Source organism: Psychrobacillus syltrankelensis (genome assembly GCF_055454035.1).
Map to the genome: position 1 here is coordinate 1,668,228 of NZ_CM144227.1, position 16,587 is coordinate 1,684,814.

Sequence of the window (16,587 nt, forward strand, 5' to 3'; positions counted from 1 at the left end):
ATAAGACCAATTAAGCAAAAGCCAAGACTATATAAAAAAACGACTGCCAATTAACAGTCGTTTCTACTCAATTTTTTAAATGCAAGCATCTATAAACGCCCTAAAAATAGCAGCAGATTCCGAATCTTTTTTTAATAACAAATATTCGGGATGCCATTGCACTCCTATAACAAACTTATGTTTCTTACTTTCAATTGCCTCGATAATCCCATCGCTTGATATAGCACTTACTTCAAAATCATTAGGAACTCCTCGATTAGCCTGATGATGATAGCTATTTACTTTAAACTGTTCAGTTTGTACAATTTCATATAAAATGGAGCCTTTCATTACTTGAACAAAGTGGGAAGCATGCCATCGGGGAGCTTTTTGGTTATGCTGTAGAACTTTACATTTAATTTGCGAATAAATATCTTGAAACATATCACCACCAACGGCAATATTTAGAATTTGCGCACCCCGACATATTCCTAAAATCGGTTTATTCAACTCCAACATTTTTTTTATCAAAGCTATTTCAAAAGCATCTCGCTCAGGTGTGATTTCACCTAGACCTTGTTTTGGCTCTTCTCCAAATAAAGTAGGATCTATGTCCCCGCCACCAGTTAAAAGTAACCCATCTATCGTATCAGCAATTCTATCAATTCCAGCGTACACCATATTAGGAAGCACAAGCGGCACTCCTCCAAATTTCACAATCGCACGCATATTCTCCGTTGGAACTGTCAAAACATCCTCTTTCAAACTGGAAGAAACACCAATAATCGGTCGCAAACAAATCCCCCTATCCCATCCCATTTGTTACAATCATATTACAAATATGTTACTGGTGCCAGGCACCTGTAACATACAACTTCTCTGCTCAGTAGCCCCGCGGAACAATATTTAACTTCAGTAATTTCTTTTTTTCCATAGTTCCATGGGATTTGACATTCCTTCTTCAATTTCCATGTGACACATCTGGAATGTTCGATCGTCTGCTGGTTTGTGCAATTCCTCATATATAGTTGCTGATTTACTGAGTCCAACTGCTTTTGCATTTTCCAAGGTTGCACAGTAATATGCTTTTTCGATTCCTGCAAACATCATTGCACTGTAGCACATTGCACAAGGTGCACCGCTCGCATACATTATAAATCCAGATAAATCATTCGTTTGTAATTGTTCCTGTGCTCGACGAATCGCAAGCAACTCAGCATGTCCGCTAACATCATGCTTAATGTGCAACTCATTCACACCCTCTGAAACCACTTCCCCGTCTTTCACTAGTACTGCTCCAAATGGTTGGCCTCCACTATTTACATTTTCGACCGCTAATTCAACCGCTCTTTTCATAAATTTATCCATAAACAGCATACCCCCTCTTTGAAAATATTTTAGCATATCTGAGTATGCAAACGATATCTAATAAAAACAAAATATGGACTATCAAGAATAATTAGCCCGCAACAACCTTAACTCTTTACTTCCACTCAGAAATTAGTCATAACTACTTTTCTAGTGCGAATTATTTATCCATAAAATAGCAGTTCAAGACCATTTTAGATAAACCCGCAACCAATTCCACTGATCCCGAGACCAAATGCTAAACTTTTTCAGTAGCAAATAAAAAAAGCCAAGAACCACCTGGATTCATAAAAATCCAATTAGTTCTTAGCCATCTATACTACTTATTCTGCATTGCGCATTTCATCCAACACGCGGTTGACACGTTTTTCTAGCATTTTCATTCCGCTTCCGCCAGCTTGGAAATGGCGGAGTTGTCCGTCTTTATCGAAAACGTAATAAGCTGGAACGTATTGATTTTCAAAAACGTCTGTTAGCTTTAACTCGCTATCAACAAAAATTGGTTGTGTAATATTATGTTCCGCTGCTACTTTTTTAATTTCCTCAAGATCTACGTCTTTTTCAGAACGTGGCATATGAATAGCGACAACATTTAGTTCGTCTTTATATTGGTCACGGAACTCGTTCACATTTGGCATTGCTTCTTTACAAAGTCCACAGCTGATTGACCAAAAATGAATCAATGTAGGTTTTTCGCCGACTAGCTCACTAGAGGAAACTTCTCCATTTAACCAGGCAGTAGCGCCAGTTAATTCAGGCATAGGTGTACGTAACTTCATTTAAGAACTCCTCCTTTTCCATATGTAAAAAATTCTCCATGAACTAGAAAATACATGGAGAACTTTTAAGTTTGTTTATGTTCGATATTTTATGCTTAATAGCTTCTTGATAATTATTTTAATTCATTCAAGTACCTTGATTAAATTATAGTGTTTTTTGACCTGGACGCCAGTTCGCTGGGCACAGACCACCTGTTTGAAGTGCTTGTAGTACGCGAAGTGTTTCATCTACATCACGACCGATGTTATTATGGAAAACTGTTTGGTACTGCATTTCACCTTCTGGATTAATAATGAAAAGACCGCGAAGTGCAACCCCTTCTTCTTCGATTAACACACCATATTCACGTGCAACTGCATGATTAGTATCCGCAGCTAGTGGATATTTTAATTCGCCTAAACCATTGTCTTGACGAGCTGTGTTGATCCAAGCTAAATGCGTATGAATTGTATCTGTAGATACCCCAATAACTTCCGCATCTAAATCTTCGAACTCATCATAACGATCTGACATTGCCGTGATTTCAGTTGGACAAACGAAAGTAAAATCCATTGGATAAAAGAATAAAACTGTCCATTTATCTTCTTTCATTATTTCTTCTAAACTTACTTTACCAAATGACTTGTCCGCTAAAACTGCGTCCAATGTAAAACGTGGTGCTTGTTTACCTACCATGCGCTCTGCCATGTATAATCCCTCCAAAATAATAATTAGTATTATTTACTCACAATTTAAAGGATAGCAAAATCTCCCTTACAAATCAATTTATCCACCTCGAATCTTGTCGCAAATTGCCGCAATATGCATGGCACACATTACATAAACATTACTGGTGCCAGGCACCTGTAACACATTCGTAATAATCTAAGACCCTACAACCATAAAAAAATAGCGGACGAAGATGCAATTTCAACCCTATTACCCCAGATCGAATAATTATAATAAAAAAATCATATATTAAAAAATCGCCTTTGTAATGGGAGGAATAGTGATGGGATATTACGTAAAAGTAGAAAAAGGTGTGAATATTTATGTCGAGGATGTTAATCCAGCTTCGACTAAGACTATTTTTTTCATACATGGATGGCCGGCAAACCATCAGCTGTTCGAGTATCAATTTAACCACCTCCCCGCAATGGGCTATCGTTGTATAGGGATAGATATTCGTGGATTTGGCAAATCAAATCGACCTTGGGATGGATATTCTTATGACCGATTGGCAGATGATATCCGCATCATTATTGATACATTAGAATTGGAGAATATTACGCTTGCAGGACACTCGATGGGTGGTGCCATTTCTATACGATATATGGCTCGTCATTATGGACACAAAGTTGCAAAACTTGCGCTTATCGGGGCAGCAGCGCCTGTTTTCACACAGCGACCAGATTTTCCGTATGGAATAACAATCGAAGAAGTCAATAAATTAATTGAAGCTACATACACCGATCGGCCTAAAATGTTAAGTGATTTTGGAGATACTTTTTTCGCTCGCTATTTATCCAAAAATTTTATCGACTGGTTCCATGGGCTTGGTTTAATCGCATCGGGCAACGCTACTGCGAAGTGTTTAGTTTCCTTGCGTGACGAAGATCTACGAGACGATTTACCACAAATACAAGTTCCGACAGCTATTATGCATGGAATACAGGATAAGGTATGTCCGTTCATTTTAGGGGAATTAATGCATCAAAGTATACAAAACTCTATATTAATACCTTTTGAATACAGCGGCCATGGCTTATTTTATTGCGAGAAAGACAAGTTTAATCAAGAACTCGTAAGGTTTATTGGATAAAAAAATATTACAAAATTGTTACGGGTGCCAGGCACTAGTAACAATTTTGTAACATAAGAAAAAGCCGCTCAGCTTGTAAGCTTTGGCGGCTATTTTTTATTGGATTGTGAATTTATGTTATTTTAATTTCTTCTATAATATCTTCGATTAACACGGGTAGATATTCATTCAAATCTTTAAATTCAAATCCTAAGTTTCTTGCTTGTTCATTGCTAATTAACCACGTCTCAGAAATGTTGTACGGTGAAACATTGTTTTCACTCGATGTAGAAGTAATTATCGCAGAAGTTTGCGCCTTCTCTTCTATAGTAGCAATCATGTCTCCTAATTCTACTTTTCCATCGGATGTCGCATTAATAGGTCCTGTAAAATCGGAAAGTCCAATCCACGCTAGGAAATGCCCTGCCTCTTCTTCCGAAATGAAATCCATACTTGCTTCTAGATTTACTAAATGGATTTCCTCATTATTCACTATTTTCTCTATATGGAATTTAAGTCGTTCGGTATAATCGTTTAAACCTAAAACAATTGGAAATCTAACTGCTACTACAGGAAATGGAGCTTTCTGAAAAAATACCGCTTCCGCTTGCCGTTTTCCTTCCATATAAGAAAATTCCTCTTTTGGTCCTTCAATAATTGGATAGTTGGTTGGAATAAAGTCATCTTCCACATATCCTACTTCTCCATTTCCTTCCTCATATACAGACTTAGAAGAGGTAAAAACATATTTCAGCGTATTATCCTTGAACACTTCAATTGCATCCATTGCTTCCTTTGAAGAATAACAGATTTGGTCAAAAATAATATCCCATTTTTCATTATTAAAACGTTCCTTACTTTCAACTAAATTTAATCGATCGCATACAATTCTATTCACTCTAGTAGAAAAAGAATCCACTGTTTTCCCTCTTGTGGCGATCGTTACCTCAAACCCTTTATCCAATAATGCTTCCACTAGATGCACACCAAAAAATCTTGTTCCCCCTAAAACTAAAGCTTTTCTCATTTCTTCATCTCCTTTTATTAATCATAAAATATATGACTATAATACGCTATTTTTTAAGTAGACTTAGAAGATCGAAAATTTATTTCTTCACTCTTTCAAATCTATTTCTAATATTTTTTTGATAGAGTGATGATTACAACCAGTCCACTTCGTACATGTACCATATGATACGGTATGCCACTTGTTTGGCAAATCTACTAAAGGAGGTGATTTTTATATGGCTCTTAGATTACAAGAGTATACTACCCCGGCAAATACACTAGTTATTGCAGATACAGCAGCTCCCCCTGGAACTCTCCCAACACCGGCAGTGTCTACTTTACCATCTTTAATTTCCCCACTCATTGATGGTAGTGACGCTTACATTTGGTCGCCAAATACAACATCTAATCAAACAGTAACATTTCGAAGTACATTTGATGTTACTGGCCTTCCGATTGTAGTTGTCGCTTTACCCGTAAGTGTATTTTACGCTTATGCGGCTAATGAGATTGCTTCCGTAACTGCTAGTTTGGAGGTAGTGGATCTTTTAGGAATTGTTGTATTAACTATTCCTTTATTCACGGATGCAAACTCAGGAGATCCTCAAGATGTGGCAATTGCATCAGGAGACGCCCTGATAGGAGTTGGAGTTTTACCACCAGGCAATAGTGTGCGCATTGTTGTCGACGCAACAGTAACCTCACCTACAACTATTAGTTATACTACAAACCCAGGGCGATACCTTGGAGAAATAACAGTACGTGACATTACGTAAAATTTTCAAACATCAATTTTTAGCCAAATGAAAAAGGGCTGCCTAGTAGTCGGTTTTCTAATTGACTTTGGACAGCCCCTTCTCTATTGATTTAGTCATATTCCAATAATTATTTATATTTTAATAACCTTCAATCTGATCTCCTGGATTTATTTTCAATGTTAACCCATATTCATTCGTAACTCCTTCAACTGATTCAATACTCAATGTTCCAGAAAGCTTTCCATCCTTGCCTTTATTAAGCATCATTCCTGCATTTTTGTTCGAATTGATTGATCCAAACCTAATTGTAAATCCGTTTTTCACCGTTGTGAAATAGGTATCATAATAATTATTTATGAATTTTACTTTTGTTCCATCCGAATCTTTTAAAACAATAGAAGCTTGCTTCGAAATTACTGCTTGATCTTGCGTCAAAATCGACCCATTTTTATATTTTAATGGGGCAATTGTGAATGTAATTTCTTCATTTGATAAGTTCTCGTCTTTACTTGTTCCGTCACTAATCCAAGCAAGTTCAAACGGTCCTTCGACTACCCTTAGCGTTGTAGCATTGCCACCATTATAAGGGGGCATAGACATACCAGCGATTTGTTGAACAATCGAATAGTCTGTCAATGCATTTGTATCTACGTTTGTCGTAAATGTCCAAGTTCCATTAGAATTTACTTTTGTTTTTCCTAGTGAAACTCCTGTATTTTTAAAGAAGAATAGTTCGTAATTTGGTTGGCCTGTTCCGAACAACTCGATTTTACTTCCATTCATTCGATACCCCATAGTTCCCGGTTTATAAGTAAACTTGGAGTCCAGGCTAATAGACGATATATTCATATTATAGAAGATATTAAAGGATGAAGAAGAGGTTGGATGATATGTTCCATTGATAATGTTGCCAGTGTTTAGCATGGATTTGAATGAATCAAAGGAAATCAGAGTTCCATCATTTCGATAAACATCTCCGTAACCTTTCAATTTGTATTTTATTCCGTCAGTCGTTACGAAGTAGCCAAAATTTGGGTCTATAAAGCGCACATTTTTATTAGAAAATAAACCTGCATTTGCGGGTACATAGAAATTGAAAGAACTAGAAGTTTGGGTTTCTACCACTTTATTTTTCTCCATTTTGTTAAAGGTAATCAATTTATCAAGTGCAGGGCTATTTAGATCTTTCGCTGTGAATACAATTGTTACTATACCATTCTTGTCAGGTGTCACATTAACAGAGTTTGCTCCTGCTGTATTATTTGTCGCTCCATTCACCGAAACTAACTTTAATCCAGCGGGAATATCAACTCGAACCGTAGCAGTAGATGGCTTGCCATTCGACTCTTTAAATATAGCCGCTAATGTAATTACTTCAGATGTTTCTCTATGTTGAACCGTCTTATCTCCAACATAGATTGGGTTCACATTCCCTGGAATAGTAAAAGAGACGGTGTTTGTTTTATACTTCAATGTATAAGTCGTGCCAGGAATTTGAATAGAAGTCGTTAAAGTGATCGTTAATCCATCTTTACTTAAAGAAGCATTCGTGACAGTTAAACCATTATCAAATGAGAATTCAGAGGCTCGGATTGAAGAAATGGGTTTATTCAGTTTTATCATCAGCGTCGTGTTATTAACTATAGAACTTGATACAATTTGAAAAGGTAAAGATGTATTTACATTATCTATTCTAAATTGAAGTGCCTTCCCCCAGATCAATACATTTGACCGCAGAATCGCCTGTGCTTCGTATACTTTCTTTGCTGCTTCCGTATAATTTCCTCTTCTAACATCTTCCTCTGCACCCTTCGCCAACATATGAACCGTTACATCGTTTTTTAACTCATTTATTAACTTCTCTGCTGGCCCTTTTACAGCATTTCGAATTCTATCACGAGTGGATTGACCGTAAACACGATCTAATAATATTGTTTGTTTACGAAACTCCGCAGTCATTTCGTGATAAGCCTTTTCCACTTGATCTAAGTTATTTGAATAGACTGCCGCAGAAAGAGCATTTGTTTTTGCATGGATTTTTGAACTTGCAGTAATCGCATCCAGATACCCTTGAGCCCTTTGTATTTGAACTTTCGGGTCCACGAGTCGTGCCTCGTACTTTAACTTATCTGAGAAATTCACGCCACTTAATGCCGCCTCGACTTTTGCTATTGCCATTTTTGCATCATTAAATTGCTCCCATGGCTGCGTCACCCCGTCCGCTGAACCCTCGACAGAAATTGCCCACTTTAATACGTTACTTGCATTTTGAGCATCAATCATTAATTGCTCCATATTTGCAGCAGCATCCCCTTGTTCACTTGGTGCAGCTGCTACAAATGCCGATGTCGCAATTATGGATGAAGCTGCTATTTTAATTATTTTATTCTTAATAAAAATCGCTCCCTTCTTTAACTAGCACACCATTCTCAATATATGCGTATTTAACTCATTTATATGAGCAGTGTTGCCTATTAGTTGAAGCAGTCAAATCAATTTGGTCTTGGTTTTGGCTTAATTGGTCCAGCAGTACTATCTTATATAAAATTAAATTACTTCTATTAAGGTATGTTCTCATTTTAAAAGGCTCTATTTTCAATATAGTTTCTACTTAGAAAAATTAGTTGCGAGTACGATGGAATTAGTCCCAATTTTATGAATGTTGTTTCAATTCCAACCCACTTCATCATAATCATGCTTCCATTTGTTATAAAAAATGCTCCTAGGCATGATTAACATGACTAGGAGCAATTTTTTTAGTAAGCTATTATTATTTTTTGATCAGTACTACATTTGAATCTTGTACGATATATTCTTTGTCGCTAACTTGGTACATACCTGGAACATAGCGATACACTCTATATTGTTCACCTTTTTTCAAGACTCTTGGTAGTTTAGTTGTTTTATCAATTGATTGCCAAATGACTGTGTCTTTTAGAATAGTCACTTTTCCAATTTGACCTGGAGTTAACTCTAGGCCATTCCAAATTTGTTTTAGACGTTTGTTCGCTGGCAATTGGTTTTTAACAAGCATTTCTTTAGATGGTGTCTCGTAAGAAATTGCTGCTGTTCGTTCTAACCAGATGTCTCCGCCTAGTCCAAGCATTGGTGAAATAGTTTGTTTAACAGGTAAATGTTGTCCTTTTACTGCTTCTCCTACTTTTTTCAAGCGGTTATTTTCTAATACATACACTGGAGTTGTTTTGTTCACTTGAAGACAGCTAATTTTAGCACTTTCTCCGCATGAGTTTTGAGCAAAATACTTCGCTGCACCCTCCAGGTACAAAATTGTAAATGTAGAGAATTTATTGACTGTAAATTGAACACCTTGCGTCCCTTTGTCAAATGCTACTAACTTTCCTTGTACAACTTCTTTTGTTCCATCGCTATGTTCTATGAAAATAGCTAAGTTATTTATTTGATCTTGTGTTGCACTTGTTAAAATTGGTAATGTGATTGTGACCGAACGATTTTGCATATTTGTATCAATTTCCATCGGACGACCTAACACATTTACTTTTTTATTCCCAGTGATTTGGGTTACTAATTTTTCTTTTTTAGCTCGTCCCTCCACCGCATTTTTCTGTGCTTGTTCTTTTAATGGAACAACATGGAAGAATAGATCTGCTCCGAAATTTTGCATCGAAGTTTGTGGAATAAACAGATGCAAATTATCCGTAAAGATTTCTAGATTTGCTTTTCCGTTAGCTAGTGTACCCACTGCTTCTTTTGGAACAGTCACACTTACTTCGTTGACTTTGTCTTCCTTATCTGGAATAACAATTCTTGCAGTATCTTGATGTTGCTCTTTTAATTTTGCAATTGTTTCTTTAACAGTATCCGTTGTTAAAGTTAATACATCTTTTACAGTTCCATTAGGCTCTGTAGTACGCTTAATCGGTGTTTGTGGGAAAGATGTTCCACTCTCTTTATCCACTATGATATCTTCTTCTTTTGATGGTGGTGTTGAACCATCACCTGGTTTCTCTGCGCCTTTATCTTTCACCGTAACGTTCACAACAACTTCTTTTTGAGCAAAAGTAATCGTAATTTTAGTTGTTCCCTGTGCTTTTGCTTTAACTTCTCCATCTTTAACTGTGGCGATTTTTTCATTTTCTGTTACATATACCGCTTTTTTTGTTACGTCTAATTCTGTTGGTTTCCCGCTATTTAGAGTAGTTATTTGTTTAACTTGAAGTTGAACTTTGTCATTCTTTGTCATATTAAGTGACTTATGATCAACGTTTAAAGTAATGACTGGTTGTCCATTGTCCATTCCTGGTGTCACTTTCAATTCATTGGTGTCACGTACACGAATACGTAAACCGCCTGAAAATTCACCAGATAAGCCGACAGCTTCTAACGTGTCGCCAACTTTCAATTGTGGCACTGGAATTCCTTGATTCTCAATATATCCATCTGTAAAGACTAATAAATTACCTGAGCCATCATTGATGAAATAAGAAGTGTCATCATATTTCGAAGTCACTTTTCCTGTCACTTTTACAAGCAAACCTTGATTCACTGTAGAAGTTGCTGTTCCTGTTGTTACTATTTTCGGTTCAACTTTTGGACCAGTTCCTGTCTTAATAACATCAATATCAAATTTACTAAACTCAATTTCTTTGTTATTTTCAAATGTTTTAATATGTCCGTAAATACGAACTGTATCGCCTAATTTCAATGAGTCAGCTGGAACTTCATTGAAGGCCATGATACCACCAGTTGCATCTTGTACATAGAACGCATCGAAGAATACACCTGCTGCGGTTGTCACTGTTCCTTCAATAACAACTGGCGTCTCGTCTGCAAGTTTTCGAGCATCTTCAATTTTCGTAGTTTTCGTATCACGATGAGCTAACCAGTTCACTGAGTTCAAGATAAACTGAGAATTTCCTTTTGGTTCAAACGATTCATCCATTTGCTTGTCATTGAACATATTCATACCAGACACAATAATACGTCCTTTAGCACCAATTTCATCGGAAACGATTAATGGAATAGCTGAACCGCCATGATCGTCAGACACATCGTCATAAACATAACTACTATTTTTCAGATTTCCTTGATATGTTGTTTCATTTCCTCGTACAAGGAACTTCACTTTTCCACTTTCAGTCAGTGCACTATTTCCTACACCTTGCAAACTAGATCCACTGTAATAGTCAATAAACGGAACGCGATCCGTCACGTAGTTATCGACAAGTCCTGGGTAAGCACGAACTGCATAAGGACTTACAGTAGGGTCACTCCAAAAGTTCCCTTTTTTACTTAAGTCGAACACGCCGTCATGACTCATTCGAATTTGTGTACCAATTTCTATGAGCGCTCCATTATGAAGCGTTGAATCTGTTGAGCCGTTATTACTTTTTCCAGCAAATAAAACAGAGCCACCAGCTTTAACAAAATCACCGACTACTTTTTGTTCATCAGCTGTTAGAGCAGTCTTCGGTTGTGTAATGACAAGGACTGTCACATCTTTTACTACATCCGCCGTAATGACTGCTTTATTTTGCTCGACTTTATATCCTTCTTTTTGAAGTAATAGAGTAAAGGCCTTTAAATTATCTCCGTATGTGGAGGTATCGCCTGTTGAGTTTTCATTGCCATGCTTTGCATCAATTAGTACTTTTAAACCCAATGGTTGCTTAACTTTTACTGGTAATACAAATGATACATCTCCTAGATTTGCACCATCTTTGGATGTAACGATCGCGATTAGCTGGTGGTCACCTGTAACTGGTTTGTCCCAGTTTATAGTTGCTACTCCTGTTCCTTTTGCAAGAATGGAGTTGATAACCGCCGAATCTAGTTTATGTGCTTCATCTTGTACATCAATATAAAGGTCGACATTTAAATTGTTCACCGTTTGTGTACCGAAGTTTCCAACGGTAACTTTTGCAGTAGCCGGATTACCATCGATTACAACATCCCCAACAATATCAATACTATTGACTTTGACATCGACCGATTCTTCTTTTGACCAAATTGGAGCTGAATAAATGCGTTCGCCATCAGCTTGTGTAACACGGACAACAAACCATTGCTGACCGCTTGCAACTGTATATGATGGAGACCAAGTAAAATCTTTCGTATTTGGTGAATACGAATCTACCACTTTTCCACCATTTGATATTAGTTCCACTTTCGTTACACGATCATCCGATTTGTAAGTGTTAGATAAATAATCGTAACCATTTGTTTTAGATTCTGCTACTGGATCTTTACCATTTATAGTGAAGTTCAATGTTTTACTATCCACAGTAGAACCCATATAGAAGCCGTTTGCCAATACATCTAATTGGAAATTAGGATCTTCTGACATGTACACACGCATATTCGCCATAGAATGTAATAACGACTCTTGCGTTAAATCATCTGCAACAATGACAGTACGTGCATTCGTTTTACCCCATGTACCGTCATGATTATCTTCTCCGTATGTTGGAGCTACATGCCATCCTAAATCTAGTGCAGAGAATAATTTCCCTTCTGCATTTGCATAGCCGTAACTACCTGAACCATTTCCTACTTCTAGCATCGTAAATAACTTATCGATATTTTTATCATATGGCTTAAAGTTATTGAATGCATCTTTTGACATATCCGGGTGGTTAAACTGCGCTACAATATCGTCATATGTTAATACCCATGCGTAATACTTGCTTAAATCTTGATATTGTTTACCGTTAATATTACGATCGATGAAATTATCTGTTCCAAATACATTCGAGTGCCCCCATGTAGTAGAAGTCATTTCAAACGCTGGGAATACAACATATTCACCGTCTTTTGTATATTGTTTCGCTAAATCCTTCGTTAACTTCCAATCGTCCCCACCTTTACGTTCTTGTTGCCCTTTATGATCGACCGTATCTTGACCTAATAATGAAGGGTCAATGTCATGTGAGTGATCAGAAAATGCGAAGTAATCATAGCCGTATTTCTGTCCAGCTTTTAATGCATCTTCTGGATTACCTTTTGCATCATGTGAAATAACTGTGTGGTTATGCGTTGTACCACGGTAGTGATGACCACCTGTGAAACGAGGTACGACTTCGAACGTCCATTCTTTCGAGCTAACGTTTCCTTTCGGATCAGCTGCTGTTACTTTTACCGTATGGATACCTAAATCTAAGTCAACAGTCGGTGTGAATTTTACTTGTGTGTTTGATACAATTGCATCAGTTGTAACATCTTTGTCATCTACTAAGATTGTAATAGATTCTTTATTCACACCACTTGGATCTTCCATGACAACTGAAATTTCGGGCCGTGGACTTTCAACTTTTGACGTATTAGCAGGTATTTCTGCAGCAAATGTAGGTCCTTCTATATCATCAACAAATTTTACTTTAAAAGGAGTATCCACTGAGCCTGCAAATTTACTATTTTCTCCTACTTTCGCTTCTATATAATACTCGAAATCTGTATTGTTTAAAGTACTTGATTGGAGTGACGCTGTATATCTTCCTTGTCCGTCACCAGTCATTGACAACTGAGTATACTCCGTGCTCCCAACATTTCGGTAATAAAGCGTAACGGATTCAGCTCCGTCTGCGAATGCTTCAAACGAAATGGTTGTATCTTTGAAAGCCTCTTTCATTTGATTGTGTGTTATTCCAAGAATTGAAGCAATATCCTTTACATCACGAATGTTTAATTGATAGCCATTTTTTGGATTTACATTTGTTGAATATTGACCAACAATACCTGTGAATGAATAGCTTTTATTCACGACAATATCTTTTTCCATATCGATCTTCGTCGTGGTCATAACACGTAACAATGTTGTTTTTGCGTTTTCATCTGCAACCGTGACATTGTATCCAGCACCAGATAAAGACGAGCTCGTCACTTTCCCACTTACCGTAACTAAGCTACCTTCCAATGGCTCGATTGTTGCGAAATCATTCAACTCTGCAACCGTAATATTTTTTGGTGTAGGAAGTGTTTCGCCTTCTGATAGTTTTTCAACATTAGTCGGTTCAAACTCCGTTAATCCGTTGTACTCAAGGACTTTTCCAGAAACGCGTAGCTTATCTCCACGTTTAATGTTTAATTTATGGTCAAAGCTTCCGAAAATATTAATCCCAGCAGTTGCATCTTGAATATAATAGTTATTCTTTTGCGTACCAAGAATTCCGTTATCAATCGTCATAATACCTTCAATCGTAAAATATTTATTCAGATTGACGGGATGACCATTTGAGTCGGATTGACGAACTGTGCTAATATCGGTAATTATTTCATTTGATGGCTTTGTAATTGAAACCGTATTACTTTCAAGCATGATTCCTTTTGCAGTGTAATTTTGTTGCGTTACATAAACTCTATCAGGTGCATTATTAAATGTCGCCGTGAAGTTTCCTTTTGTATCTGCAATAACTTGCTGTTCATTCAAGCGTTTTGCTTGATTGTTATCCCCATAAATGAAAACTCTAGCATTTGAAAGTACAGCTGATGTTCCGATTAACGTTCCAACTTTGTTCTTATCCACATTGTAGCTTAATTTGTCTTGTATAGGTGCTGCAGTTGGATTCGCTACATCGACCGCTGAAGCTGCACTTTCTGGTTTATCAGCATCTGTTGCGGTTATATATAAAGTAGGAAGTGAAACTAATGCATCGAATGTCGTTACAAACGAGCCATCTGCTTTCGCTGTTGTTGTACCAAGGGCACCTACTCCTGTCGTTGACGTTCCATAAAATGTGACAACTGCATTATTTGGAACTGTTCCTTCAGTAGCCATCACTGTAACGTTTGTTCCTGATTGTTGATAGAAAACTCGGTCTACAATTGGTTGTACACTTTCGTTCAACTCGAACTTTTCAGTAGGACTTGCTGAGTTGCGTGGAATTGGAGCTGCATTTACAAAATCCTTACTATTATCATCAGAATCCCAACCATTTCCTTTTCCGGGTGTTGGTGCCATACCTGCATATGGACGACGTTGCGCACTTAGTAATGTACTAAGATCAGCGCCTGTTGAACCATTTCCTTCGAATGCATTAGCTGCCTTTCCATATCCAACAAAATCTACTACGTTTGTCGGTTTGCTTCCACTAATTGCACTAGTTGTGTTTACTAATGCTACTTTTCCGGAAGCTGCAGCCATAGCTATACCACCAATAGCGTCACCATCTGGTAAAGCCTTGCCATTTGCTCCACCTGCTTCATGAATTAAATAATAACCATGTGCCTTAATCGTTCCGGATAATTCTGTAATAAACGTGCCGAAAGATCCTGTTGAACTTGCATACTGAACAGACCAGTTATCTAAAGAGACATCCACATCCGTCGGGTTATATAATTCAATAAAATCGTTATTGAATATTGCTCCACTATTTCCTCCAGCACCATACACTTGACTAATTACAACATGTCCAGCAATTTGTGCTTCTGCCTTTTGTATCAAACTAGAAGGTAAAATCGTACTTAAAAGAAGTACGATAATTAACGTAATGCTTGTAAAACGTTTTTTCCCCTTCGTTTTCGTGTGCATAAGTCTCCTCTTTTCTATTGAATTATTCGCTTGTAATTCTTTAAGCATTTGCAATATTACTATCCTTTTTGCACTTTGAGAAGTGACTATTGTCGGAAATCAGATTTTTAATAATCTTTACATAAAGTTAATATTTTGATGGATTTTCAAATAAAAAAAAACCTGTTAGGATGAAAAGGTCCTTTAATTTTTGAATAGCACTAGGAGGAATTATTTTGATAACAAAAGCCTGTACTAGCAGTCGAAAAAAGCAAACACTTCTTACCCTCATCATCTTTATTTTATTCATGACTTCAGCACCACTTTCAACGTTTGCACATCCTTACAGTGCTAGCTATACAGACTTGAAAATAACCGATGAAACTACTGAAATGACTTTTATCATCGATACCCAATCAATTATTGAATTGATGGACGAGGTCGATTCAAATAAAGACGGCAAGCTCGAAAAAAGTGAATTGGATGAAAACGAGCACCATATAGAGGAACTTGTTACGGAGACACTTGCACTTGATAAGGGTGCAAATGAAATGACACCTACTCTTGAAAAGATGGAGCTAGTGGACAAGGATAAAAAGCAATTCCTAAAATTGACGATTACATTTGAGGGCTTCTCGTCAGGAGATACAATTATTTTAACAGATGGCTTCTATGTAAATGATTCGAATACAAACTACGTTAACCTTGTAACAGTTGCATATGGGGACCAAACTACGGAAGCAGTTTTGCAAGGAAATGAAAGAAGCTGGACGATGCTCCTTGCTGAGGAACAAGTCCCTCAAGGTGAAGGATATGTTAGTACTCCTGCACCAGTTCATAAACCTAGTTCTTCCTGGTTTGCCTTTATTAAATTGGGAATGTTTCACATTTTAACAGGCTACGATCATTTATTATTTTTAATCGCATTACTTTTAAGAAAACAAACATTAAAACAATATATCGGAATCGTCACAGCGTTTACGATTGCTCATAGTATTACATTAAGTTTATCGGTTTTAGATATCGTCAATCTTCCATCTTTATTTGTAGAATCTGTTATTGCTTTAAGTATTGTGTATGTGGCTTTAGAAAATATTTTCCGTAAGAAAATTCAACACCGTTGGGGAATTACCTTCGCGTTTGGGCTAATTCACGGTTTAGGATTCGCAAATTTATTGAAAGAAATGTCGTTACCAAAAAGCCACCTCGCTATTGCATTAGTTAGTTTCAATGTTGGCATTGAAGTCATTCAACTTGCAATTGTCATGATTTGCTTGCCTATACTTTTTTACCTGCATAAGCAGAAAAACTCGTTAAAGATGATTCAAATCCTTTCATCACTTATAGTACTAGCAGGTTCATACTTCTTAATTAAACAATTATTCTTCTAACAAAAATCTCCTTCAGTATAATAAGCACTGAAGGAGATT

The 16,587-nt window shown here is 37.0% G+C and carries 10 protein-coding genes; 3 read left to right on the forward strand and 7 right to left on the reverse strand.

Annotated elements, in window-relative coordinates; all coding sequences use genetic code 11:
• Window positions 1-75: 75 nt before the first annotated feature.
• The 4 genes from ACTSKG_RS08220 to ACTSKG_RS08235 form a co-directional block, all read right to left on the reverse strand.
• A complete protein-coding gene (locus ACTSKG_RS08220) occupies window positions 76-774 on the reverse strand; it encodes a gamma-glutamyl-gamma-aminobutyrate hydrolase family protein (RefSeq protein WP_464757691.1) in 699 nt (232 codons plus the stop codon).
• A gap of 117 nt (window positions 775-891) precedes the next feature.
• The gene (locus ACTSKG_RS08225) at window positions 892-1,347 is read right to left on the reverse strand and encodes a nucleoside deaminase (protein WP_464757692.1); all 456 of its coding nucleotides are present in this window, start codon (window positions 1,345-1,347) and stop codon (window positions 892-894) included.
• A gap of 323 nt (window positions 1,348-1,670) precedes the next feature.
• Complete coding sequence (locus ACTSKG_RS08230; RefSeq protein WP_464757694.1) at window positions 1,671-2,126, reverse strand: TlpA family protein disulfide reductase; 456 nt, start codon at window positions 2,124-2,126, stop codon at window positions 1,671-1,673.
• A 145-nt stretch (window positions 2,127-2,271) separates the two neighbouring features.
• A complete protein-coding gene (locus tag ACTSKG_RS08235; protein WP_464757695.1) occupies window positions 2,272-2,814 on the reverse strand; it encodes a peroxiredoxin in 543 nt (180 codons plus the stop codon).
• Between the two features lie 304 nt (window positions 2,815-3,118).
• On the opposite strand from ACTSKG_RS08235, the gene ACTSKG_RS08240 reads away from it, so the two are divergent.
• A complete protein-coding gene (locus ACTSKG_RS08240) occupies window positions 3,119-3,928 on the forward strand; it encodes an alpha/beta fold hydrolase (RefSeq protein ID WP_464757696.1) in 810 nt (269 codons plus the stop codon).
• Window positions 3,929-4,040: 112 nt separating this feature from the next.
• Here the strand turns inward: ACTSKG_RS08240 and ACTSKG_RS08245 are convergent, their stop codons facing one another.
• Complete coding sequence (locus ACTSKG_RS08245; protein ID WP_464757697.1) at window positions 4,041-4,934, reverse strand: NAD-dependent epimerase/dehydratase family protein; 894 nt, start codon at window positions 4,932-4,934, stop codon at window positions 4,041-4,043.
• Between the two features lie 217 nt (window positions 4,935-5,151).
• On the opposite strand from ACTSKG_RS08245, the gene ACTSKG_RS08250 reads away from it, so the two are divergent.
• Window positions 5,152-5,691: a hypothetical protein gene (locus ACTSKG_RS08250; RefSeq protein WP_464757699.1), complete on the forward strand. Its 540-nt coding sequence runs from the start codon at window positions 5,152-5,154 to the stop codon at window positions 5,689-5,691.
• 120 nt (window positions 5,692-5,811) lie between these two features.
• On the opposite strand, the gene ACTSKG_RS08255 is transcribed toward ACTSKG_RS08250, so the two are convergent.
• On the reverse strand, window positions 5,812-7,968 hold the full coding sequence (locus ACTSKG_RS08255; RefSeq protein ID WP_464757700.1) for a hypothetical protein: 2,157 nt from the start codon (window positions 7,966-7,968) through the stop codon (window positions 5,812-5,814).
• Between the two features lie 475 nt (window positions 7,969-8,443).
• Window positions 8,444-15,178, reverse strand: a complete 6,735-nt coding sequence (locus tag ACTSKG_RS08260; protein WP_464757701.1) for a CehA/McbA family metallohydrolase — start codon at window positions 15,176-15,178, stop codon at window positions 8,444-8,446.
• Window positions 15,179-15,393: 215 nt separating this feature from the next.
• Between ACTSKG_RS08260 and ACTSKG_RS08265 the strand changes: the two genes are divergently transcribed.
• Window positions 15,394-16,548, forward strand: a complete 1,155-nt coding sequence (locus tag ACTSKG_RS08265) for a HupE/UreJ family protein (protein ID WP_464757703.1) — start codon at window positions 15,394-15,396, stop codon at window positions 16,546-16,548.
• The last annotated feature ends 39 nt before the right edge of the window (window positions 16,549-16,587 follow it).

Excerpts from the sequence above, each read along its gene's own strand:
- ACTSKG_RS08225 (WP_464757692.1), bottom strand. The coding sequence starts at position 1,347 with ATGGATAAATTTATGAAAAGAGCGGTTGAATTAGCGGTCGAAAATGTA.
- ACTSKG_RS08230 (WP_464757694.1), bottom strand. The coding sequence starts at position 2,126 with ATGAAGTTACGTACACCTATGCCTGAATTAACTGGCGCTACTGCCTGG.
- ACTSKG_RS08235 (WP_464757695.1), bottom strand. The coding sequence starts at position 2,814 with ATGGCAGAGCGCATGGTAGGTAAACAAGCACCACGTTTTACATTGGAC.
- ACTSKG_RS08240 (WP_464757696.1), top strand. The coding sequence starts at position 3,119 with ATGGGATATTACGTAAAAGTAGAAAAAGGTGTGAATATTTATGTCGAG.
- ACTSKG_RS08245 (WP_464757697.1), bottom strand. The coding sequence starts at position 4,934 with ATGAGAAAAGCTTTAGTTTTAGGGGGAACAAGATTTTTTGGTGTGCAT.
- ACTSKG_RS08250 (WP_464757699.1), top strand. The coding sequence starts at position 5,152 with ATGGCTCTTAGATTACAAGAGTATACTACCCCGGCAAATACACTAGTT.
- ACTSKG_RS08255 (WP_464757700.1), bottom strand. The coding sequence starts at position 7,968 with ATGGAGCAATTAATGATTGATGCTCAAAATGCAAGTAACGTATTAAAG.
- ACTSKG_RS08260 (WP_464757701.1), bottom strand. The coding sequence starts at position 15,178 with ATGCACACGAAAACGAAGGGGAAAAAACGTTTTACAAGCATTACGTTA.